Here is a 22,139-nt window from a genome sequence, read left to right as displayed (position 1 = left end):
CCGGTCCTCCCTTGGGAACAAGGGACGGACCGGTCACTTTTGCGCCATCCGGTGAGTGGTAGAAAGAAAACCCGCTCACAAAAGGGGGAAGCGCTGATGACCCAGCCGCCCAGCAACCAGCCGCCGGGAGGCTTCGGCGCGCCGGACCCGAACGTCCCGCCGGTCCCGCCCATGCCGCCGCAGGCACCGCCGGTCCCGCCGCAGGCACCGCCGACCGCCCCGCCGACCGTGCCCGCCGCTCCGGCCGCGCAGCCCGGCCCGTACGGCTACCCGCAACAGGCGCCTCAGCAGGGCCCGTACGGCTACCCGCAGGAGGCCCCGCAGCAGCCGCAGCCCGGTCCGTACGGGTATCCGCAACAGCCCGGGCCCTATGCGCAGCAGCCGGGTCCGTACGGCCAGCAGCAGCCGGGTCCGTACGGCGCCTACCCGACGGCCCCGATGCCCCCGGCGCCCGGCGGTGGCGGCGGCAAGAACCCGTTCAAGGGCAAGCCCGGCATCATCATTGCGGCCTCCGTCGCCGCGGCGCTCGTCATCGGCCTCGGCACCTGGTTCGCCCTGAGCGGCGACGAGGAGAAGGACCCGGTCGCCGAGCCGACCCAGTCCGCGACCACCGGCCCGAAGCCGACCGAGTCCGTCGACAAGGGCGACGGCAGCGGCGACGGCGAGAACGGCGGCCCCGAGGACCTGAACGCCGGTCGCAAGGACGGCGAGGCCAAGATCAGCTGGCTGCTGAAGAACACCGTCGACCTGCCGCGCAACGGCGCCGACGTCTACGGCCCGTGGATCGTCGGCGACACCGTCGTCAAGGCGATGTACAAGGGCATCGACGGCTACAGCCTGGCCGACGGCTCCAGCAAGTGGCACATCGACGTGCCCAACGAGCTGTGCGCCGCGCCGCCCCAGCCGAACGCCGAGGGCCTCATGGTCTTCGCGTACAAGGACACCGCGGGCGACAAGGCCAAGTGCCTGGAGATGCAGCAGGTCGACCTCAACACCGGCAAGGCGGGCTGGAAGAAGTCCATCCCCAAGCCGACCGGTCTCTTCGCCTTCTCCGACAACACCCTCACCATCAGCGGCAACACGGTGACGGCCTCCGGCTCCAGCTCCGCCTACGGCTTCTCGCTCACCGACGGCAAGCAGCTCTTCACCGGCCCCACCAGCGGCTGCAAGCCCTACGCGTACGCGGGCGGCAGCAAGCTGATCGCCGCCTCCAAGTGCCCCTCGGGCGACGTGAACAAGGAGCAGCACGCGATCAGCGAGGTCGACCCCGCCACGGGCAAGGCCAAGTGGACCTTCCAGCTCCAGGCCACGTGGGAGGTCGACAAGGTCTACTCCGTCGACCCGCTGGTCGTCTCCGCCACCCAGCGCGAGCAGAAGAAGTGGGCGATCTTCTCGCTCACCGCGAACGGCAAGGAGCGCTCGCAGATCCAGGGCGGCGGCGACAAGTTCGCCCCGCGCTGCGGCGGCAGCTTCGTCATCTTCGGCAAGAACCTCCAGGGCTGCACCGGCGTCGCCGCCGACGCGAACACCTTCTACATGTCGACCGACACCGAGTACGGCACGCCGAACGAGGTCATCGCCTTCGACCTGAACACCGGCAAGGCGAAGTGGCGTTCCAAGGCTCCCGGTGAGCAGCAGATGACCCCGCTGCGCATGGAGGGCTCGGACGTCCTGGTCTACGTCGGGCCGCGTTACGACGCGGGCGGCGCGGTCGCGACGATCGCGCCGACCGGCGGCGCGCCGAAGGTGCTGCTCCAGCACCAGGCGGCGGTCTCCTCGGTGGAGAACTCCTTCTTCAGCGCCGGATACGCCTACTCCAACGGCACGTTCGTGATCTCGGCCGGCCGGGTCTCCGCCTCCAACGACAAGGAGGAGAAGGAGACCAAGACGATGATGGCGTACGCCAAGTGACGCCCCGGGGTCTGTCCGGCGGATCGTTCCCGGTCCGCCGGACAGACCCCTGCTCGTCCCGCCGCTCCTCCCTTTCGACCCGACCGAGGTGTCCTCAGCCATGACCCAGCCGCCGCCCCCGCCGAACCAGCCCCCGGGGCCGCCCCCGGGCGGATTCGGCGCGCCGCAGGATCCTCCGTCCGGAGGCTTCGGGGTGCCCACCCCGCCGCCCCCGGCGCAGCCCCCGGCCCAGCCTCCGTACGGCTACCCGCAGGAGCAGCCGCAGCAGCAGCCCTACGGCTATCCGCAGCAGCCCCAGCCCCAGCCCCAGCAGCCGTACGGCTACCCGGCGCAGCCGATGCAGCCCACCACGCAGCCGATGTACCCGCAGCAGCCGCCCGCGCCGGTCCCCGGCCCCGGCGGCCGCAAGAAGCTGTCCGCGCAGGCGCAGATCATCATCGCGGCGGTCGTCGCCATTGCGCTGATCATCGGCGGCGGCCTCTGGTACGCGAACTCCGGCGGCGGCGACCCGGAGACGCCCGCCAAGGGCGGCTCCGGTGGGACCAGCGCCGGCCAGAACGGCGGCGCGGGCGGCATCGGCGGAGGCGGCAAGGAGAAGGTCCCGGCGAACACCAAGGCCAAGCTCGCCTTCCAGTTCGACCTGCCCCAGGTCCCGGACATCACCGACCTGTCGGGTTCCTGGATCACCGACAAGGCGTACGTGAAGACGGGCATCAACTCGATCGTCGGCTACGACCTGGACAAGGGCACGGTCCTGTGGACCCTGCCGCTGGCCGGCCAGGTCTGCGGCACCTCGGTCCACATGACGGCCGACCACAAGGTGCCGATCCTCTTCGAGGCGGCCAAGCGGGTCGCCCCGAAGTACTACCAGCCGTGCACCGAGGTCGCCCTGGTCGACCTCGTCACCGGCAAGCTGGTGTGGCAGACCTCGATCAGCGGCGGCGCCGTCGGCGACAAGAAGGCGGGCTTCCTGGAGGTCACCCTGCACGGCCAGACCGTCGCGGCCGGCGGCCTCGACGGCGGCGCCGCCTTCGACGTGGCCAACGGCAACACGCGCTGGAAGCCGCAGACCAGCGCCGGGGACTGCGAGGACGTGGGCTACGGCGGCGGTGAGGGCGGCCTCGTCGCGGTCCGCAGGTGCGGCTCCGTCGACGACCCGACGATCACCATCCAGAACCTCAACCCGCTCACCGGCGCGCCGATCTCGCAGTACAAGATGCCCCCGGGCGTGGACCGCGCGAACGTCGTCTCCACCAAGCCGCTGGTCGTCGCCGCCGACGTCAACGACGCCTCCAACGACGGCAGCGGCGTCTCGGACTTCTTCTCCATCGACGAGAAGACCGGGAAGCTGAAGGCGAAGATCACCGCGGACCCCGAGCGCTACGAGCCCCGCTGCTCCCAGGAGGTCGAGTCCTGCACGCACGTCCTCGTCGGCAACGGCCGGCTCTACGTGCCGACCGAGGAGCACGAGGGCAGCACCGGCGAGTACGGCGACGAGACCAACGAGATCGTCGGCTTCGACCTCGCCACCGGCCAGCTCGTGCCGGAGAAGGCCGACGCGGGCGACCGGTACAACCTCATCCCGCTGCGCATGGACGGCGGCAACCTCATCGCGTACAAGTGGCCGCCCTACGACAAGGGCGGGCAGGTCGTCTCCATCGACGGCGGGACGATGAAGTCGACGCTGCTCATGGAGAACCCGTCGGACAAGCCGACCAGGACCGCGGAGACGAGCTTCAGCCAGACCGGCGCCGAGTTCCGGTACGCCGACGGGCGCCTGTTCATCGCCGACAAGCTGGTCAGCAAGTCCTCGAACAGCAGCTCCGCGTACAGCAAGAAGTACCTGGCCGTGGCCTTCACGACCGCGGGCTGACCGCCGGCCGACCGCTTCCGCTCGCCGTGGGGCCCCTCTGCTCAGGGAGGGGCCCCACCGGCGTCTCCGGGGCGCGTCCGTTTCACCGGTCGGCGCGATTGGGGCAAAGCGGGGCGGGGGAGTGTGTAGCTTGCCGGGCAGGGTGGCCAGGGGAAGGCCGGCCCGGGGATGGGGGAGCGACGATGGGCGTACGGCTCATGGTGGTCGACGACCACCGACTGCACGCGGAGGCACTGGCCTCGGCGCTGAAGCTGCGCGGGCACCGGGTGCTCGCGGCGGCGGCGCCCGTGGCCGGGGCCGCGGAGCTGGTGGTGAGCCGCGCACCCGAGGTCTGCCTGCTCGGCACGGCGGCGCCCGCGGAGCCGGGCACCTTCGACCCGGTGGTGCGGATCAAGCGCGAGCGGCCGCAGATCGCGGTGGTGGTGCTCGGTCCGGTGCCGTCGCCGCGCGGGATCGCCGCCGCGTTCGCGGCCGGCGCGTCCGGTTACGTGCGCCACGACGAGCGGATCGAGGGCGTGGAGCGCGCCCTGGTGAAGGCGCGCGCGGGCGAGACGGCGGTGGCGCCGCAGCTGATCCAGGGAGCCTTCGCCGAGCTGCTGAACCCGGTGGCGCAGCCGGACGACGAGGGGCAGCGGCTGCTGCGGCTGCTGACCCCGCGCGAGGCGGAGGTGCTGGTCCGGGTGGCCGAGGGCGAGGACACCCGGGTGATCGCGGCGGGCATGGCGATCGCCCCGAGCACGGCGCGCACCCATGTGCAGCGGGTGCTGATGAAGCTGGGCGTGGGCTCGCGCCTGGAGGCGGCGGCGCTGGCCGCGCGGACGGGGCTGCTCGACCGGGTGCCGGTGCGCGTGCCGGCACCGCGGGCCTGACCCGTAACCGCGGACCCGACCCGTAACCCTCCTCGCTCGCCTCGCCCTCCTCGCTCGCCTCGCCCTCCTCGCTCGCCTCGCCCTTCTCCTTCGGTACCGATCCGGGGCACGGGTCGGGTTGAGTGTTGCGCGGTGATGTTTGATTGTGCTTTTTTATGTGTGGTTCTGTTTGTTGGATGCCGAGGGAGCCGCCCGCCGTGAAGAAGACCGTCACCCGTCTCGCCGACGGGCGCGAGCTCATCTACTACGACGCCGAGGACGGCGCCCGCGAGAGCGGTGGCCGCGACGCCGCCGACCGGCGCGCCCTCGACCCCGTCGTCTCCGCCTCCGAGATCCGCCTCGACCGGCTGCTCGGCGAGCACGTCGCCATCGCCTCCCACCGGCAGGGCCGCACCTACCAGCCGCCCGCCGACAGCTGCCCGCTCTGCCCCTCCACCGAGGCCTGGCACAGCGAGATCCCGGCCGGGAGCTACGAGGTCGCCGTCTTCGAGAACCGCTTCCCGTCCCTCTCCGGCGCCAACGGGCGCTGCGAGGTGGTCTGCTTCACCTCCGACCACCACGCCTCCTTCGCCGAGCTGAGCGAGGAGCGCGCCGCCCTCGTGCTCGCCGCCTGGACCGACCGCACCGCCGAGCTCTCCGCCCGCCCCGGGGTCGCGCAGGTCTACTGCTTCGAGAACCGCGGCGCCGAGATCGGCGTCACCCTCGCCCACCCCCACGGGCAGGTGTACGGCTTCCCCTTCACCGCCCCGCGCACCGCCGCCATGCTCCGCAACGCCGCCGGGCACCGCGCCCGCACCGGCCGCAACCTCTTCGAGGACGTGCTCGCCGAGGAGCGGGCCGGCGAGCGGGTGGTGCTCGCCGGGGAGCACTGGACGGCCTATGTGCCGTACGCCGCGCGCTGGCCGTACGAGGTGCATCTGCAGCCGCACCGGCGGGTCGCCGACCTCACCGGCCTCGGCGCGGAGGCGCGCGCCGAGTTCCCGTCCGTCTACCTGGAGCTGCTTCGCCGCTTCGACCGGATCTTCGGCCCGGACGCGCCCCCGACCCCGTACATCTCGGCCTGGCACCAGGCCCCGGTCGACGGCCCGGGCCGCGAGGAGTTCGCGCTGCACCTGGAGCTCTTCACCGTCCGGCGGGCCTCGGGCAGGCTGAAGTACCTCGCGGGCACCGAGTCCGGGATGGGAGCGTTCATGAACGACGTGTCGCCGGAGTCGGCGGCCGACCGACTCCGAGAGGTGGCGAGCAGGTGAGCGGGGCGGTGACGGCCGAGTATCCGGTCACGGGCAGGCACCCGGTGACGGGCAGGTACCTGGTGACGGGCGGAGCGGGCTATGTGGGCAGCACGGTCGCCGCGCACCTGCTTGAGGCGGGGCACGAGGTCACCGTCCTCGACGACCTGTCCACCGGCTTCCGCGCGGGCGTGCCCGCGAGCGGCTCGGCTGGACCCCGTCCCGCCCGGACCTGGCGGCCATCGTCGAGGACGCGTGGGCGTTCGCACGGAAGAAGGAGTAGGAGAGGGCATGACCAGTGCGGTCGGGGCGGGCGTCGCCGCGGAGTTCCAGGAGCTGTACGGGGCCGCGCCCGAGGGGGTCTGGGCCGCGCCCGGACGGGTCAACCTGATCGGTGAGTACACCGACTTCAACGAGGGCTTCGTGCTTCCGCTGGCCCTGCCGCACACGGCCGTGGCCGCGGTGTCCCGGCGCGACGACGGGGTGCTGCGGCTGCACTCCCGTGACGTGCCGGGCGGTCCCGTACGCCTGGACGTCGCCGCCCTGGAGCCGGGGACGGGCGACGGCTGGGCCGCCTACCCGGCCGGCGTGGTGTGGGCGCTGCGCGCCGCCGGGCACCCGGTGGGCGGCGGCGCCGACGTCCACCTCGCGTCGAGCGTGCCGACCGGGGCCGGTCTCTCGTCCTCCGCCGCGCTGGAGGTCGTCACCGCGCTCGCGCTCGGCGAGCAGTACGGGCTCGGGCTCACCCGGCCCGAGATCGCCCGGATCGCCCAGCACGCCGAGAACGCGTTCGTCGGCGTGCCCTGCGGGATCATGGACCAGATGGCCTCCGCGTGCGCCACGGAGGGGCACGCGCTGTTCCTGGACACCCGTGACCTGTCGTACCGTCAGGTGCCCTTCGACCTCGCCGCGCACGGGCTGCGGCTGCTCGTCGTGGACACCCGGGTCAAGCACGCCCTCGGCGACGGCGCGTACGCGGAGCGGCGCGCCGGATGCGAGGCCGGTGCGCGGGCGCTCGGCGTGCGCACGCTGCGTGAGGTGGGCGTCGCGCATCTGCCCGAATCTCTCGGGCGGTTGACTGACGAAACGGTTCGCCGGTACGTACGGCACGTGGTCACCGACAACGCGCGCGTGGAGCGCACCATCGCGCTGCTCGACGCGGGCGACCCGCGCGCGGTCGGCCCGCTGCTCGTGGAGGGACACGCCTCGCTCCGCGACGACCTGCGGGTGTCCTGTCCGGAGCTGGACCTCGCGGTCCGGGCGGCGGTCGAGGCCGGCGCGCTGGGTGCGCGGATGACGGGTGGCGGCTTCGGGGGGTCGGTGGTGGTGCTGGTGGAGGACGGCGTCGCCGACGAGGTGGCTCGCGCTGTCGGTGAGGTGTTCCGCGTCGCCGGGTTCGCCGAACCGCGGGTGTTTCCGGTCGTTCCGGGGGCCGGTGCCCGTCGACTTCGGTGACGCGGCGGCCGTTCCGGTGCGTTTCGCGCGGGCGGGTGGACTTCCGCGATTTTGCCGCGGGGCGGCGAGGGCGCCCCTAGTCTGGTCGCAGCGCCGGTGGGGGCCGGTGCTGATCAGGGGTATCGAGACCCGCCGGGTACGGCGCCCGGGGCGGGGGTATGCGTCTGGCACGGCGGCGGCCGTGCGAGTGACGGCCCGCGCCCGGCGTCGTACCCGTGCCGGGGCCGTTCCTCGACCACATGAGGGGTGTCCGTGGCCCGTATCCGGGTTCTGGTGGTGGACGACCACCGTGTCTTCGCAGAATCGCTGGCCGCCGCCCTCGCGGCGGAGCCCGACGTCGAGGTCGCCGCCGCGGGGAGCGGACCCGCCGCCCTGCGCTGTCTGGACCGGGCGACTGCGGAGGGGCGGCGGTTCGACGTGATGCTCGTGGACGCGGAGCTGGGCTCCGGAGACGGGATCGAGCTGGTCGGGCAGGTCCGGGAGGGCCGCCCCGGGCTGCGCAGCGTCGTGCTCGCGGAGCGGGACGACGCCCGGCGCGCGGCGCTCGCGCTGCAGGCCGGGGCCTGGGGCTGGGTGGCCAAGGACTCCTCGCTGCAGCGGCTGCTCGCGGTGGTACGGGGTGTGCTCAGGGACGAGACGCATCTGCCGCCGGCGCTGCTCACCGGCGTGCTGCGGGAGCTGACGGAGGCCCGTCGGCACCGTACGGAGAGCGAACGCCTTGTGGAGTCGCTGACGCCGAGGGAGCGGGAAGTGCTGCGGTGCATGGTGGCCGGGCTCGGGCGGAAGGCCGTCGCCGAGCGGCTCTTCCTGTCACCGCACACCGTGCGGACGCACATGCAGAACGTCCTCGGGAAGCTCGGCGTGCACTCGACACTCGCGGCGGTGGCGCTGGCCCGGCGGGCCGGGGTGGACCCGGCCGAGGCCCCGGAGGCGGCGCCCGCCCCAGGACCCGTCCTAGCTGGGGAGGTTGTCGAACGGGGCGGTCAACTGGCGTAGCAGATCGGCCAGTTCGCCGCGCTGGTGGCGGGGGAGGCGGGCCAGGATGGCGCGCTCCTGGGCGAGCAGTCCGGCCAGCGCCTGGTCGGCGCGGTCGCGGCCCTCGGGGGTGAGGCGGACCAGGACGCCGCGCCGGTCGCTGGGGTCGGGCAGCCGCTCGACGAGGCTCTTCTTGGCGAGCCGGTCGATGCGGTTGGTCATGGTGCCCGAGGTGACCAGGGTCTGGGTGAGCAGCTGGCCGGGGGAGAGCTGGTAGGGCGCGCCGGCCCGGCGCAGCGACGTCAGGACGTCGAACTCCCAGGGCTCCAGCTGGTGCTCGGCGAAGGCGAGTCGACGAGCGCGGTCGAGGTGGCGGGCCAGGCGTGAGACACGGCTGAGCACCTCGAGCGGTTCCACGTCGAGGTCCGGGCGCTCGCGGCGCCATGCAGCGACCAATCGGTCGACCTCGTCCTCCATGACGATCAGTGTAGAGGGTCTGTTGACGTAAAGTCTCTTGAGATCGAGCATCTCTCTTTCAAGTATCTTGATGTCGAGATATAGTCTTCTTGACTATGGGGAAGGGACCGGGCCGGAACTCCGTTCCGTTTCGGCAACTCGTTCCAGCAAGGGGGCTTCGAACATGCATTCCGTGGACTCCGCCGCACCGACGTGGGACCCACAGCAGTACCTGCGCCACTCGGGTCATCGCACCCGCCCGTTCCTCGATCTGCTCGCACGAATACCGCAGCTGCCGAACCAATCGCGCCCCGCCCGCATCGCCGACATCGGCTGCGGACCGGGCAACGTCACCGTCCTCCTCGCCGACCGCTGGCCCGACGCGCACATCACCGGCTTCGACCTCTCGCCCGAGATGCTGGAGCGGGCCGAGAAGGACTGGGCGGGCACCACGTCCGGCGGCGGCTGGCTCGACTTCCGGCGGGCCGACGCGGCGCACTGGACGCCGGACGAGCCGTACGACCTGATCGTCTCCAACGCGGCCCTGCAGTGGGTGCCCAACCACCCCGAGTCCTTCGCGGTCTGGATCGACGGACTGCGGCCCGGCGGCACCTTCGCCTTCCAGGTCCCGGGCAACTTCACCTCGCCCAGCCACGCGCTGCTCGGCGAACTGTGCGAGAGCCCCGAATGGCGGGACCGGGTCGGCGACCAGGGCCGGCGCTTCGTGCACATCCTGGAGCCCGTCGACTATCTGCAGCGCCTCGCGGACCTCGGCTGCGAGACGGACGTCTGGGAGACCACGTACATCCAGCTGCTGCCGGGCGAGGACCCGGTCCTCGACTGGGTCAAGGGCACCGCCCTGCGCCCCGTCCTCACCGCCCTCCGCGACGACCCGGCGGCCACCGAGGCCTTCCTCACCCAGTACCGCGACCGCCTCCGCGAGGCCTACCCACCGGGCCCGCACGGCACCGCGTTCCCGTTCCGCCGGATTTTCGCCCTCGCGAGGAAGGCCGCCTGATGCCCTTATCCGCCGTGGACCACGTCCAGCTCCACCCGGGACCCGAGGCGACCCCCGCCGGAGGCGGACCATGCCACCGCCGGCCGGCGAGGAAGGCCCACCCGGGCCCCCGGGTGACGGCAATCGCCGACTACGCGGCCCGCCTGGAGAAACGCGGAGCCCCCGTGGCCTGGGACGACAACCTCCCGGGCCACCGCCGCATCTCCTCCGACGACCCGGTCGGCAACCGGCTGGAGTTCCTGGAGCCCTTGGCCGAACAGGCGACCGAAGCGGTGGGGTGAGCCCGGGGCCATGGGGCCGCAGTACAGACAGCCCGCTCGGGGTGCGGCCGGACCGCCCCGGCCGCACCCTGGCTCCATGACCGACCGCCCGACCCCGACCGGGCCCCCGCCGGGGCCCACGTCGGGCCCGTCCCGCCGTCCCGCCCCTCAGCCGTTCCGGCGCGGACCGCTGCTGACCCACTCCCTCGTCGCCCTCGGCGGCATCGGCGTCGGGCTGCTGCTCGGACTCCTCCTCGGCGAGGACGACTCCGGGGGCGGGCCGGCGGCCACGGTCACCGTCACCACGAGCCCGCCGCAGACCGGGGCGGCCACCGAGCGCGGCACCGCACCGGCCGCCGAACGGCCCACCACGGCGCGAACGCCCACCGCGGCGGCCGGCCGGAACACCATCCCCGGCGACGGGACCTTCCTCGTCGGCGAGGACATCGCCCCGGGTACGTACCGCAGCGAGGGCGGTAGCGACGGGCCCGCCCCGTTCTGCTTCTGGAGCCGGCTGCGGGGGACGACCGGGGACCCTGGCGAGGTGATCGCGGCCGACGGGTCCAAGGGGCCCGTCACCGTGACCGTCCTGGCCTCGGACAAGGCGTTCAAGACCGCGGGCTGCAAGCCCTGGCACAGGGCGAACTGATGCCCGGCCGTACGCCGGCCGGGCATCGGGGTCAGCTCTTGCGGTGCCCTATCAGGCGGGGCTTCTGCTCCAGGCCGTCGAGGCCGTGCCAGGCCAGGTTGACCAGGTGGGCGGCGACCTCGGCCTTCTTCGGCTTGCGGACGTCGAGCCACCACTGGCCGGTCAGGGCCACGCTGCCGACCAGGGCCTGGGCGTAGAGGGGGGCCAGTTTGGGGTCGAAGCCGCGGGCCTTGAACTCCAGGCCCAGGATGTCCTCGACCTGGGTGGCGATGTCGCTGATCAGCGACGCGAAGGTGCCGGTCGACTGGGCGACCGGCGAGTCGCGGACCAGGATCCGGAAGCCGTCCGTGTAGCGCTCGATGTAGTCGAGGAGGGCGAAGGCCGCCTGCTCCAGGAGCTCGCGCGGGTGGCCGGCGGTCAGCGCGCCCGTCACCATGTCGAGCAGCTGGCGCATCTCCCGGTCCACCACGACCGCGTACAGGCCCTCCTTGCCGCCGAAGTGCTCGTACACCACCGGCTTGGAGACCCCGGCCTTCGCCGCGATCTCCTCCACCGACGTGCCCTCGAAGCCCTTCTCCGCGAACAGCGTGCGACCGATGTCGAGGAGCTGCTCGCGGCGCTCGGCGCCCGTCATCCTCACCCGGCGGCCACGCCGGGCCTTCTGCTCGCTCGTGCTGCCCGCACTGCCTGTACTGCCGTCGATCGCCACGTCTTCCATCATGCCGCGTCGGCGGGCGCATCCTGGCGCCGGGCGTCGATCCGCGCCTGCGCAGGCCACCGCACGTCTGACGCCCAGCCCGCGAGCTCGAACCAGCGGATCAGCCGCGCGCTGGAGTCCACCTGCCCCCGCAGCACCCCGTGCCGCGCCGACGTCGGGTCCGCGTGGTGCAGGTTGTGCCAGGACTCGCCGCAGGACAGCACCGCCAGCCACCACACGTTGCCCGAGCGGTCACGCGACTTGAAGGGGCGCTTGCCGACCGCGTGACAGATCGAGTTGATCGACCACGTCACATGGTGCAGCAGCGCCACGCGGACGAGAGAACCCCAGAAGAAGGCCGTGAACGCGCCCCACCAGGACATCGTCACCAGACCGCCCACCAGCGGCGGAATCGCGAGCGAGACGACCGTCCACAGCACGAACTGGCGGGAGATCGTCCGGATCGCCGGGTCCTTGATCAGATCCGGCGCGTACTTGTGCTGCGGCGTCTGTTCCTCGTCGAACATCCACCCGATGTGCGCCCACCACAGCCCCTTCATCAGGGCCGGCACCGTCTCCCCGAACCGCCACGGCGAGTGCGGGTCGCCCTCCGCGTCCGAGAACTTGTGGTGCTTGCGGTGGTCCGCCACCCACCGCACCAGCGGCCCCTCCACCGCCAGCGACCCCATGATCGCCAGCGCGATCCGCAGCGGCCGCTTCGCCTTGAACGACCCGTGCGTGAAGTAGCGGTGGAAACCGATCGTGATGCCGTGACAGCCGATGAAGTACATCGCCGTCATCAGCCCCAGATCCAGCCAGCTCACCCCCCACCCCCAGGCCAGCGGCACCGCCGCGACCAGGGCCAGGAAGGGCACCGTGATGAACAGCAGCAGCGTGATCTGCTCGATCGAACGCTTGTTGTCCCCGCCGAGCGTGGCGGAGGGCAGGTCCGGAGCGGTGACTTCCCGGGACTCCGAGGTCAACTCGGGGCTTGTGGTCATGGCTGTCCCCTGGGGGGTGAGGGTGAGGAATGCGAGCGGAAAAGTACGCGCGCGTACGAAAAGGGAGCCCTTGGCTACGGCTCCGTAACCTACGGCGACGTAAGTATGGCAGCGCCTCGGCGCGCGGCAAGAGCGCCAAAGGCGGGGCGTGACCCGTGCCGCGGCGACGGACACCTATCCTGGGTGCGTCGGACAGCGCGGTCCGCAAGCCTCCAGTACCCCTCCAGACGTGCTCAAACACTGCAAGGAGCCGCACCTGTGAGCAGTGCCGACCAGACCTCCACCGCCAGCGCCGAGCTGCGCTCCGACATCCGCCGACTGGGCGATCTCCTCGGCGAGACCCTTGTCCGCCAGGAGGGCCCGGAGCTCCTGGAACTCGTCGAGAAGGTCCGCCGCCTCACCCGCGAGGACGGCGAGGCCGCCGCCGAGCTGCTGCGCGGCGTCGAGCTGGAGACCGCCGCCCGCCTCGTGCGCGCGTTCTCCACCTACTTCCACCTCGCCAACGTCACCGAGCAGGTCCACCGCGGCCGCGAGATGCGCGAGAAGCGCGCCGCCGAGGGCGGCCTCCTCGCCCGTACCGCCGACATGCTCAAGGACGGCGACCCCGCCCACGTACGCGAGACGATCAAGAACCTCAACGTACGGCCGGTGTTCACCGCCCACCCCACCGAGGCCGCCCGGCGCTCCGTCCTCAACAAGCTGCGCCGCATCGGGGCCCTCCTGGAGACCCCGGTCATCGAGGCCGACCGGCGCCGCGTCGACCTCCGGCTCGCCGAGAACATCGACCTCGTCTGGCAGACCGACGAGCTCCGGGTCGTCCGTCCCGAGCCCGCCGACGAGGCCCGCAACGCCATCTACTACCTCGACGAGCTGCACGCCGACGCCGTCGGCGACGTCCTCGAAGACCTCGCCGCCGAGCTGGAGCGGGTCGGCTTCGAGCTGCCCGCCGGCACCCGCCCGCTGACCTTCGGCACCTGGATCGGCGGCGACCGCGACGGCAACCCCAACGTCACCCCCCAGGTCACCTGGGACGTGCTGATCCTCCAGCACGAGCACGGCATCACCGACGCCCTCGAACTCGTCGACCACCTGCGCGGACTCCTCTCCAACTCCATCCGCTACGCCGGCGCGACGGAGGAACTCCTGGAGTCCCTCCAGGCCGACCTGGAGCGGCTGCCCGAGATCAGCCCCCGCTACAAGCGCCTCAACGCCGAGGAGCCCTACCGGCTCAAGGTCACCTGCGTCCGCCAGAAGCTCCTCAACACCCGCGAGCGCCTCGCCAACGGCACCCCCCACCAGGACGGCCGCGACTACCTCGGCACCGCCGAACTCCTCCGCGACCTCACCCTGATCCAGACCTCCCTGCGCGCCCACCGCGGCGGCCTGTTCGCCGACGGCCGCATGGACCGCACCATCCGCACCCTCGCCGCCTTCGGCCTCCAGCTCGCCACCATGGACGTGCGCGAGCACGCCGACGCCCACCACCACGCCCTCGGTCAGCTCTTCGACCGACTCGGCGAGGAGTCCTGGCGCTACGCCGACATGCCCCGCGACTACCGGCAGAAGCTGCTCGCCAAGGAGCTCCGCTCGCGGCGTCCGCTGGCCCCCACGCCGGCCCCGCTCGACGCCGCCGGCGAGAAGACCCTCGGTGTCTTCCAGACCGTGAAGCGGGCCTTGGAGGTCTTCGGACCCGAGGTCATCGAGTCGTACATCATCTCGATGTGCCAGGGCGCCGACGACGTCTTCGCCGCCGCGGTCCTCGCCCGCGAGGCCGGCCTCGTCGACCTGCACGCCGGCTGGGCCAAGATCGGCATCGTGCCGCTCCTGGAGACCACCGACGAGCTCCGCGCCGCGGACGTCATCCTCAACGACATGCTCGCCGACCCCTCCTACCGGCGCCTCGTCTCGCTCCGCGGCGACGTCCAGGAGGTCATGCTCGGCTACTCCGACTCGTCGAAGTTCGGCGGCATCACCACCTCCCAGTGGGAGATCCACCGCGCCCAGCGGCGCCTGCGCGACGTCGCCCACCGCTACGGCGTACGGCTCCGGCTCTTCCACGGCCGCGGCGGCACCGTCGGCCGCGGCGGCGGCCCCTCGCACGACGCGATCCTCGCCCAGCCCTGGGGCACCCTGGAGGGCGAGATCAAGGTGACCGAGCAGGGCGAGGTCATCTCCGACAAGTACCTGATCCCGTCCCTGGCGCGGGAGAACCTGGAACTGACGGTCGCCGCCACCCTCCAGGCCTCCGCCCTGCACACCGCGCCGCGCCAGTCCGACGATGCCCTCGCCCGCTGGGACGCGGCCATGGACACCGTCTCGGAGGCTGCCCACACCGCGTACCGCAAGCTCGTCGAGGACCCCGGCCTGCCGGCGTACTTCCTCGCCTCCACCCCCGTCGACCAGCTCGCCGACCTGCACCTCGGCTCGCGCCCCTCGCGCCGCCCCGGCTCCGGCGTCTCCCTCGACGGACTCCGCGCCATCCCGTGGGTGTTCGGCTGGACCCAGTCCCGCCAGATCGTCCCCGGCTGGTACGGCGTCGGGTCGGGCCTCAAGGCCCTGCGCGAGGCCGGCCTCGACGCCGTCCTCGGCGAGATGTACGAACGCTGGCACTTCTTCCGCAACTTCCTCTCCAACGTCGAGATGACGCTGGCCAAGACGGACCTGCGGATCGCCCGCCACTACGTCGACACCCTGGTCCCGGACGAGCTCAAGCACGTCTTCGACACGATCGAGGCCGAGCACGCGCTCACGGTCGCCGAGGTGCTGAAGGTGACGGGCGGCGAGCAGCTGCTCGACTCCAACCCCGTCCTCCAGCAGACCTTCGCCATCCGCGACGCCTACCTGGACCCGATCTCCTACCTCCAGGTGGCCCTGCTCGCCCGTCAGCGCACCGCCGCCGAGCGCGGCGAGGAGCCCGACCCGCTGCTGTCCCGGGCCCTGCTGCTCACGGTCAACGGCGTGGCGGCGGGCCTGCGCAACACCGGCTGACCGCTCGTACGACATGACGGTGCCCCCGTGGTTCTCCACGGGGGCACCGCCATGTTCTCGTTACGGGGGCACCGCCAGTTCACATTCAATCCGTCATGTTCACGTTCAATCACACTTCGATCACGCGTCGAAGATCTGTTCCCCTTTTCTCCCGGCTCTGCCTGAGAGTGGGGCTGTTTGATCAACAGCTGAACTGGGGGGACAAGTGAGACGACCACATAGAGCCAGACCGAGGAGACTCGGCGGCGTACGACGCATGGTGGCGACGGCCACGGCGACCGCGGTGCTGGCGACGCTCCCGGCACTGGGCACAGCCACAGGCGCGGTCGCCTCCGCGGAGCAGGGGCCGGTGCGTTCCGAGGGGGACCGCGCGCTCGCGGCGGCCAAGGAGTCGGGCCATCGCGTGGAGGTGATCGGCCAGCGCACGGAGCGGGCCACCGTCTACGCCAACCCCGACGGGTACTCCTTCACACTGGAACAGGCCTCGGTCCCGGTTCGCGTCCCCGCTGCGGACGGGGGCTGGCGGACGCCGGACGCGACACTCGAGCGCAAGAAGGACGGCACGGTGGGGCCCCGGGCCGCCGCGCCCGACATGCGCTTCTCCGGTGGAGGAGACGACGCCCCGCTCGCCTCGATCACCAAGGCCGGCAGGAAGCTCGCACTGGACTGGCCCGGAACGCTGCCCGAGCCCGAACTCGACGGCCCCAGCGCCCTTTACCGGGACGTCCTCCGCGACGTCGACCTCAAGGTGACGGCGACGACGGAGGGCTTCCAGCACGTCCTGATCGTCAAGACCCCGCGGGCCGCATCCGACACCAGACTCAAGCGGCTCACCTTCGGGATCGATGCCCGGGGCCTGACCGTGCGCGAGAGCGCCCGGGGCACCCTCGACGCCGTCGACGACACCGGGCGGACCGTCTTCCGCGCGCCCACCGCACAGATGTGGGACTCGGCGGGCAAGGCCGCCGAGACCGCCCGGCGCGGCGCCGCCAAGGAGGACCGCGCCATGCCGACACGGGTGGACCTCGCGGAGACGGCCCCGTCGGGCCACGGCCTGGAACCCGGCCAGGGTGACAAGGTGGCCCGCATGGACGTGGGCGTCTCCGCGAAGAGCCTCTCCGTGGTGCCCGACCCCGCCATGCTGACCGGCACGCCGGCCTCCGACTTCCCCCTCTTCATCGACCCCACGGTGACCTGGGGCGAGGAGGAGCGCACGCTGCTGCGCTCGGACGGCTACACGAGCTACGGCTGGGGCAACGGCGACGACGGCAGGGGCAAGGGCGCCGGCAAGTGCGGCAGCTGGAACGGCTACTACTGCGGTCCCGGATACGTGCAGCGCCTCTACTTCGAGTTCTCGCCCTCCAGCCTCCAGGGCAAGCAGATCCTCGACGCCACGTTCCGCGTGACGGAGCCGTGGGCGTTCCAGTGCGACCCGCGCTGGGTCGACCTCGTCCGCACCGACAACATCTCCTCCTCCACCACGTGGTCCTCCCGCCCGCGGGAGCTCGACTGGATGGGCGACCGTTACGTCTCGGCCGGACGCGGATCGCTGTGCGACCCGAACTCACCCACCGCGCCCATCGAGTTCAACGACAACCCGGAGGAGACCGACGAGAACCTGACGCCGACCGTCCGGGACTTCGCGGCCGGCAGCTTCTCACGGCTCACGCTGGAGATCCGGGCGCACGACGAGTCGGACACATCGGCGTGGAAGCGGTTCCGGGACGACGCCGTCCTCGCCGTCGACTTCGTCGGCAAGCCCGCCACCCCCACGGAGACCGGACTGGTGACCGGCTCGGGCACCGTGTGCTCGACGAGCGAATCCAACCCGTCGACCGTGTCCGACCCCTCGCCCACGCTGACGGCGACACCCGAGACCCAGAGCGGCGGCGAGAGCGGTGCCGAGCTGCGCATCGTCTTCGACCTCAACCACAAGAACGCCGACGGCAGCTGGGGCGACACCCCGGCCGGAAACGGTGACACACGGCCCTCCAGCGGATACGTGGGGGACGGCGTCAAACAGACCATGTCATGGTCGACCCTGACCGACGGCGTTCTCTACCGGTACCGGGCATGGACGCAGTCCTACTACAACGGCGGCGGCAGCTACCTCACCGGCCCGTCCGGCCCCTGGTGCTACTTCAAGGTCGACTCGACCGCACCCGGTGCGCCCCAGATCGCGTTCGGCACTCCCTACACCGACTGCGCGCCCAACTCGTGCATTTCAAAGGGTGGTCCGGGCATCGCCGGCACCTTCTCGTTCTCGCCTGCCACGGGCGACACCAACATCGTCTCCTACCAGTACACGCTCTCGTCCATGACGACCTGGCCGACTGTCGACGGCGCACAGGCCACGGTCTCCGTCACCCCGGACCGGTCCGGCACGCACACGCTCTACGTGAGGGCCCTCGACACCGTCGGCCGCTACGGGGCCTGGAACGCCGTGGACTTCCTGGTCGCCGCGGGCGAGGGCCCGCTCGCCAGGTACCACTTCGACGAGGCCTCGGGGCAGGCGCTCGACTCGGCCACCACGGGGACCACCCGCTACCCCGCGACGCTGGCCACCGGCGCCACCCGTGACGACCGCGGCCGCCGCGGCCTGATCACCCGGGACGCCGCCGGCGTTCCGCTCCCGGAGCCGGTCACCGACAAGGGCCTGAGGCTCGACGGCGCCACCGGATACGCGTCCACGGAAGGACGGGTTCTGGAGACGCGGTCCTCGTACACCGTCTCCGCCTGGGTGTGGGTCGACCCCGCCACCACGGGCACCGTCTCGGTCATCAGCCAGACCCCCGACTCGGCGTGGCCGTGGGACAAGAAGTACAGCCCCTTCGTCATCTCGTACGGCGGACGCTGGAGCCTGCGGGTCTTCTCCACCGAGGGGGAGTGGTCCCGCGAGGCCATGACGCAGGCCTACTACCCGGACGGCGTGTGGACGCACGTGGCCGGCGTTCACGACGCGGTCGCCAAGAAGGTCTACCTGTACGTGAACGGCAAGCAGGTCGCCTCTGTCGACGCAGGCACCCCGTGGTCCGCCAACGGCCCCCTGCAGATCGGCCGGGTCATGTACGCCGACAACTATGTGGACAACTTCAACGGCTCGATCGACGAGGTCACCGTCTGGCAGCGGGCTCTGACGCCCAAGGAGGTCGGGGACGAGGCCAAGCTGCTCGTCTCCGCCGGCTACGCGGGAGTCGAACTCGTCGCGGACTGGCGCGCCGGGCAGGGCAGCGGCGGCACCGTCCCCGACGTGTCGTCCGGCTACGGCAAGTCGCTCACGCTCATGTCCGGGGCGAGCCTGATAGACGGCGTGATGGTCTTCGACGGCGTTGACGACGAGGCGCGCTCGCCCATGAACGCGGGCGTGGTCGACGGCACCGGTTCCTTCACCATGACCACCACGGTCGCACTCGACGGGGCGAAGCTGGCGACCCAGGACATCGGTTACGCCGGTGCGGTCCTCAGCCAGCGGGCTCACGACGGCATCTCGTGGGGGATCTGGTACGAACTGACCGGAAAGGCCACGGTGCTCGACGAGCAGACGATGGAGGAGCGAACCGTTCCGGTCGGCAAGTGGCACTTCGGTACGCACCACTGGGAGGGCGGATTCACCTCCGTCGTCTCCGACGAGGTCGCCGCCGTGGACAGCACGGTGCGCCTCACCGGTGTGTACGACGCCGCGACGGGCAAGATCAGCCTCTACCTGGGGCGCAGCCAGAACGGCACCGCCACGCCGTTCCCCGCCCTGGAGGGCGCCTCCGAGGTCTCGGTCGGCAGCGCCTGGACGGACTGGTGGCACAACGACTACCTGCCCGCCCGCATCGGCGAGGTCCGGCTGTTCGCCGGCGCCATCGCCGGGCCGGAACAGATCGACACGTACATCGGCGACTGAGCCATGACAGGGGCGGGGCCGCGGTCCGACACCGCGGTCCCCCTCTGCGCGGACCGCTACCACTCGTGCGCGCCCGCAGGGGCCGGATCGCGTGGGATGCCGACCGGAAACCGCACGTCCCGGCCGCCGGCCCGACGGGCCGACGACCGGGACGCGGAAGCCCACCTCACAGCCGGTGAGGCGCCATCTGCAAGCCCGGGGCTCAGCCCCGGGCAGCGGACCGCTGCTGGGCCTCAGTGCTGCTGGGCCTTGCGACGGCGGGTCACCAGGAACGCACCGGCGGCCGCGAGGGCCACGGCGACACCGGCGATGATGCCGACGGGGGCGCTGGAGCCGGTCTCGGCGAGGTCACCCTCGGCGCCCGCGGAGCCGGACGCGCTCGGGGTCGGCTGACCACCGGCGGCACCGCTCTCCGAGGCGGACGGGGAGACGGAGGAGCTCGGGGACACCGAGGTCGACGGCGAGGTCGAGGAGCTCGGGGACTCCGACGTCGACGGCGAGGTCGAGGTCGAGGGGGTGCCGGTCGGCGTCGGGGCGGTGCCCGGGCAGGTGTGCGAGAGGTTGAAGAACTTCGCCACACCGTCGATCTCGGCGGTGGCCGAGGTCAGCTTCGCGCCGATCTCCGAGCCCACGTACGCGTGCTTGCCCTCGGGGTTGCCGAAGGAGCTGAAGTCCGTGATGACGATCGGGGTGCCGTTGTCGAAGGTCACCGTCAGCTTGGTGAACTCGGCCTCGTTGCCCGGGCTGCCCGCAAGCACGAAGTGCCAGCCGTCCTGCGTGGACGGGATGCCGTCGCACACCTTCTCGGTCTTCTCGAAGGAGGAGGCGCTGATCGGCAGGTCCTTCGCGTGGTGGAAGGGAACGTCGGCGGCGGACGCGGCCGGCGCCAGAACGAGCGAACCCGCCACGGCCGCTACGAGCGCGCCGGCGGAGATGAGAGAACGTCGCATGGTCGTCCATTTGTGGGATGTGGGATGCCGTGGGAGGTGGCGGGGGCAGCCTATCGGCTGCTTTAAGTCACCCTTAACCCAAGGGCTTATAACGATCTGGCAAGATCGCGCCAACATGTCCTGAAATCACTTAGAGCGCGAAGAACGCCCCCAGCAACAACACCGCCCCCACCCCCGCCACCGACCACGCCGTCCGCACCAGCCTCAACCCGCCGCCCACCAACGGCGCCGCCAGCAACAGCGCACCGCCCAGCGGCAGCCACGCGTGCAGACCGCCGCCCCAGCCCGTTCGGACCGCCTCGTCCGTGCCCGGCTTGACGACGACCGTCAGCGTCTCGCCCTTCTCCGCGGCCACCGAGTGCGCGATCGTCACCGTGTGACGCTGCGAGGCCGGGTCGTCCGGGACGTAACGCCCGCTGCACGTCTCCTCGTTGCAGCCCGTCACCGTCAACGTGCCGTGCTCCCGGCCCTTCGAAAGCAGCACGTGCTGCGCCGACTGCCAGGACGTCCACGCCCCGGCGACGACGAGGAGCAGGGCGACGAGGGCCATGGCGGCGTTACGGGCATGCGTCATGACCCGCGATCGTACAGTCGTACGCTCCGAGAGCTACCGGGCTACGCGTTGTACGCGGACTGCGCCCGCTCCAGGCCCTCCGTCACCAGGCACTCCACCGCGTCCGCCGCCCGGTCCACGAAGTAGTCCAGCTCCTTGCGCTCGGTCGACGAGAAGTCCTTCAGGACGAAGTCGGCGACCTGCATACGGCCCGGCGGCCGGCCGATGCCGAAACGCAGCCGGTGGTAGTCGGCGCCCATCGACTTCGTCATCGACTTCAGACCGTTGTGGCCGTTGTCGCCGCCGCCGATCTTCAGCCGCAGCACCCCGTAGTCGATGTCGAGCTCGTCGTGGATCGCCACGATGTGCGCCGTCGGCACCTTGTAGAAGTCGCGCAGCGCCGTCACCGGCCCGCCCGACAGGTTCATGTACGACATCGGCTTCGCGAGCACCACCCGGCGGCCCGCCGGCCCGGGCGGGCCGATCCGGCCCTCCACGACCTGCGCCTGCGCCTTGCCCGCGCGCTTGAACTTCCCGCCGATCCGGTCGGCGAGCAGGTCCGCCACCATGAAGCCCACGTTGTGCCGGTTGCCCGCGTACTCCGGGCCCGGGTTGCCGAGGCCGACGATCAGCCAGGGGGCGTTCGCGTCGTCCGTCATCTGCGTCTCGTCTCCTCGTATTCGTACAGATCCGTACCGGCACAGAGAAACGGGGTGACAGGCCGTGGCCCGTCACCCCGTCGCGTCAAGCAGAGCCTACGGCTCAGGCCTCGGCGCCCTCGGCGGCCTCGCCCTCGGCGGCCTCCTCGGCCGGCTCCTCGGCCTGCGCGGCCAGGACCTGCAGGACGACGGCGTCGCCCTCGGTCACCAGGGTCACGCCGGACGGCAGGACGACGTCCTGCGCCAGGACGGAGGCACCGGCCTCCAGGCCCTCCACGGAGACCGTGAAGGACACGGGCAGGTGGGTGGCCTCGGCCTCGACCGAGAGGGTGTTCAGAACGTGCTCGAGCAGGTTGCCGCCGGCGGCCAGCTCGCCCTCGGCGACGACCGGAACCTCGACGGTGACCTTCTCGCCGCGCTTCACGAGGAGGAGGTCGACGTGCTCCAGGAAGCCCTTCAGCGGGTCACGCTGGACGGCCTTCGGGATGGCCAGCTCGGAGCCCTTGCCCTCGATGTCCAGGGCCAGCAGGACGTTCGGGGTACGGAGCGCCATGCCGGTCTCGTGGGTCGGCAGCGCCAGGTGGATCGGGTCCGAGCCGTGGCCGTACAGAACGGCGGGAACCTGGGCGGCGCGACGCAGCTGGCGGGCGGCGCCCTTGCCGAACGTGGTGCGGACGGACGCGGTGAGCTTCACCTCGGACATG

17 protein-coding genes and 2 pseudogenes are annotated in these 22,139 nt (G+C 71.7%); 12 read left to right on the top strand and 7 right to left on the bottom strand.

All coding sequences use genetic code 11. The features are described from left to right. The first annotated feature begins 96 nt into the window (after positions 1-96). The 7 genes and pseudogenes from AB0M18_RS23710 (at position 97) to AB0M18_RS23680 (ending at position 8,333) form a co-directional block, all read left to right on the top strand. Positions 97-1,911, top strand: a complete 1,815-nt coding sequence (locus AB0M18_RS23710; protein ID WP_365761146.1) for a PQQ-binding-like beta-propeller repeat protein — start codon at positions 97-99, stop codon at positions 1,909-1,911. A 100-nt stretch (positions 1,912-2,011) separates the two neighbouring features. Next, the gene (locus AB0M18_RS23705; RefSeq protein ID WP_365761144.1) at positions 2,012-3,784 is read left to right on the top strand and encodes a PQQ-binding-like beta-propeller repeat protein; all 1,773 of its coding nucleotides are present in this window, start codon (positions 2,012-2,014) and stop codon (positions 3,782-3,784) included. A gap of 182 nt (positions 3,785-3,966) precedes the next feature. Next, entirely contained in the window at positions 3,967-4,653 is a 687-nt protein-coding gene (locus tag AB0M18_RS23700; RefSeq protein ID WP_365761142.1) for a response regulator transcription factor, read from the top strand. 197 nt (positions 4,654-4,850) lie between these two features. Then, positions 4,851-5,903: a galactose-1-phosphate uridylyltransferase gene (gene galT, locus AB0M18_RS23695; RefSeq protein WP_365761140.1), complete on the top strand. Its 1,053-nt coding sequence runs from the start codon at positions 4,851-4,853 to the stop codon at positions 5,901-5,903. 44 nt (positions 5,904-5,947) lie between these two features. Then, positions 5,948-6,082, top strand: a pseudogene (locus tag AB0M18_RS23690) (NAD-dependent epimerase/dehydratase family protein); the annotation flags it as partial. Between the two features lie 91 nt (positions 6,083-6,173). Next, entirely contained in the window at positions 6,174-7,337 is a 1,164-nt protein-coding gene (galK, locus tag AB0M18_RS23685) for a galactokinase (RefSeq protein WP_365761138.1), read from the top strand. 252 nt (positions 7,338-7,589) lie between these two features. Next, a complete protein-coding gene (locus AB0M18_RS23680) occupies positions 7,590-8,333 on the top strand; it encodes a response regulator transcription factor (protein WP_365761136.1) in 744 nt (247 codons plus the stop codon). On the opposite strand, the gene AB0M18_RS23675 is transcribed toward AB0M18_RS23680, so the two are convergent. Next, positions 8,292-8,789, bottom strand: coding sequence for a MarR family transcriptional regulator (locus AB0M18_RS23675; protein ID WP_365761134.1), 498 nt, complete (start codon positions 8,787-8,789; stop codon positions 8,292-8,294). The genes AB0M18_RS23680 and AB0M18_RS23675 overlap by 42 nt on opposite strands. A gap of 163 nt (positions 8,790-8,952) precedes the next feature. On the opposite strand from AB0M18_RS23675, the gene AB0M18_RS23670 reads away from it, so the two are divergent. The 3 genes and pseudogenes from AB0M18_RS23670 (at position 8,953) to AB0M18_RS23660 (ending at position 10,695) form a co-directional block, all read left to right on the top strand. Next, positions 8,953-9,786 carry a trans-aconitate 2-methyltransferase gene (locus AB0M18_RS23670; RefSeq protein ID WP_365761132.1) on the top strand — a complete coding sequence of 278 codons (834 nt, stop codon included), beginning with the start codon at positions 8,953-8,955 and terminating at the stop codon, positions 9,784-9,786. An 80-nt stretch (positions 9,787-9,866) separates the two neighbouring features. Then, positions 9,867-10,067, top strand: a pseudogene (locus tag AB0M18_RS23665) (glyoxalase); the annotation flags it as partial. Between the two features lie 76 nt (positions 10,068-10,143). Continuing rightward, a complete protein-coding gene (locus tag AB0M18_RS23660; RefSeq protein ID WP_365761130.1) occupies positions 10,144-10,695 on the top strand; it encodes a hypothetical protein in 552 nt (183 codons plus the stop codon). A gap of 31 nt (positions 10,696-10,726) precedes the next feature. Here the strand turns inward: AB0M18_RS23660 and AB0M18_RS23655 are convergent, their stop codons facing one another. Continuing rightward, entirely contained in the window at positions 10,727-11,413 is a 687-nt protein-coding gene (locus tag AB0M18_RS23655; RefSeq protein WP_365761377.1) for a TetR/AcrR family transcriptional regulator, read from the bottom strand. Continuing rightward, positions 11,413-12,393 carry a fatty acid desaturase gene (locus AB0M18_RS23650; RefSeq protein ID WP_365761128.1) on the bottom strand — a complete coding sequence of 327 codons (981 nt, stop codon included), beginning with the start codon at positions 12,391-12,393 and terminating at the stop codon, positions 11,413-11,415. The genes AB0M18_RS23655 and AB0M18_RS23650 overlap by 1 nt, the downstream gene beginning before the upstream one ends. Before the next feature lie 258 nt (positions 12,394-12,651). Here AB0M18_RS23650 and ppc point away from each other — a divergent pair, with 258 nt between their 5' ends. Both ppc and AB0M18_RS23640 read left to right on the top strand, forming a co-directional pair. Continuing rightward, positions 12,652-15,381 (top strand): phosphoenolpyruvate carboxylase, encoded by a 2,730-nt coding sequence (gene ppc, locus AB0M18_RS23645; RefSeq protein ID WP_365761126.1) that lies wholly within the window; start codon positions 12,652-12,654, stop codon positions 15,379-15,381. A 256-nt stretch (positions 15,382-15,637) separates the two neighbouring features. Continuing rightward, positions 15,638-19,273 carry a LamG domain-containing protein gene (locus AB0M18_RS23640; RefSeq protein ID WP_365761124.1) on the top strand — a complete coding sequence of 1,212 codons (3,636 nt, stop codon included), beginning with the start codon at positions 15,638-15,640 and terminating at the stop codon, positions 19,271-19,273. A 233-nt stretch (positions 19,274-19,506) separates the two neighbouring features. Here the strand turns inward: AB0M18_RS23640 and AB0M18_RS23635 are convergent, their stop codons facing one another. The 4 genes from AB0M18_RS23635 to AB0M18_RS23620 all read right to left on the bottom strand — a co-directional run bounded on the left by AB0M18_RS23635 (position 19,507) and on the right by AB0M18_RS23620 (position 22,138). Beyond that, entirely contained in the window at positions 19,507-20,223 is a 717-nt protein-coding gene (locus AB0M18_RS23635; protein ID WP_365761122.1) for an LPXTG cell wall anchor domain-containing protein, read from the bottom strand. 130 nt (positions 20,224-20,353) lie between these two features. After that, positions 20,354-20,797, bottom strand: a complete 444-nt coding sequence (locus AB0M18_RS23630; RefSeq protein ID WP_365761120.1) for a hypothetical protein — start codon at positions 20,795-20,797, stop codon at positions 20,354-20,356. 41 nt (positions 20,798-20,838) lie between these two features. Then, positions 20,839-21,435, bottom strand: a complete 597-nt coding sequence (gene pth / locus AB0M18_RS23625; protein ID WP_365761118.1) for an aminoacyl-tRNA hydrolase — start codon at positions 21,433-21,435, stop codon at positions 20,839-20,841. Between the two features lie 103 nt (positions 21,436-21,538). Further along, positions 21,539-22,138 carry a 50S ribosomal protein L25/general stress protein Ctc gene (locus tag AB0M18_RS23620; RefSeq protein ID WP_365761116.1) on the bottom strand — a complete coding sequence of 200 codons (600 nt, stop codon included), beginning with the start codon at positions 22,136-22,138 and terminating at the stop codon, positions 21,539-21,541. Between the last annotated feature and the right edge of the window lies 1 nt (position 22,139).

This window comes from Streptomyces sp. NPDC051909, assembly GCF_040681095.1.
Taxonomy (GTDB): Bacteria; Actinomycetota; Actinomycetes; order Streptomycetales; family Streptomycetaceae; genus Streptomyces.
This window is presented reverse-complemented; position numbering and strand designations above follow the sequence as displayed.

Coding starts and splice junctions, on each gene's coding strand:
- AB0M18_RS23700 (WP_365761142.1), top strand. CDS start 3,967: ATGGGCGTACGGCTCATGGTGGTCGACGACCACCGACTGCACGCGGAG.
- AB0M18_RS23620 (WP_365761116.1), bottom strand. CDS start 22,138: ATGTCCGAGGTGAAGCTCACCGCGTCCGTCCGCACCACGTTCGGCAAG.
- AB0M18_RS23660 (WP_365761130.1), top strand. CDS start 10,144: ATGACCGACCGCCCGACCCCGACCGGGCCCCCGCCGGGGCCCACGTCG.
- AB0M18_RS23635 (WP_365761122.1), bottom strand. CDS start 20,223: ATGCGACGTTCTCTCATCTCCGCCGGCGCGCTCGTAGCGGCCGTGGCG.
- AB0M18_RS23640 (WP_365761124.1), top strand. CDS start 15,638: ATGGTGGCGACGGCCACGGCGACCGCGGTGCTGGCGACGCTCCCGGCA.
- AB0M18_RS23710 (WP_365761146.1), top strand. CDS start 97: ATGACCCAGCCGCCCAGCAACCAGCCGCCGGGAGGCTTCGGCGCGCCG.
- AB0M18_RS23655 (WP_365761377.1), bottom strand. CDS start 11,413: ATGGAAGACGTGGCGATCGACGGCAGTACAGGCAGTGCGGGCAGCACG.
- pth (WP_365761118.1), bottom strand. CDS start 21,435: ATGACGGACGACGCGAACGCCCCCTGGCTGATCGTCGGCCTCGGCAAC.
- AB0M18_RS23705 (WP_365761144.1), top strand. CDS start 2,012: ATGACCCAGCCGCCGCCCCCGCCGAACCAGCCCCCGGGGCCGCCCCCG.
- galK (WP_365761138.1), top strand. CDS start 6,174: ATGACCAGTGCGGTCGGGGCGGGCGTCGCCGCGGAGTTCCAGGAGCTG.
- AB0M18_RS23670 (WP_365761132.1), top strand. CDS start 8,953: ATGCATTCCGTGGACTCCGCCGCACCGACGTGGGACCCACAGCAGTAC.
- AB0M18_RS23630 (WP_365761120.1), bottom strand. CDS start 20,797: ATGACGCATGCCCGTAACGCCGCCATGGCCCTCGTCGCCCTGCTCCTC.
- AB0M18_RS23675 (WP_365761134.1), bottom strand. CDS start 8,789: ATGGAGGACGAGGTCGACCGATTGGTCGCTGCATGGCGCCGCGAGCGC.
- AB0M18_RS23650 (WP_365761128.1), bottom strand. CDS start 12,393: ATGACCACAAGCCCCGAGTTGACCTCGGAGTCCCGGGAAGTCACCGCT.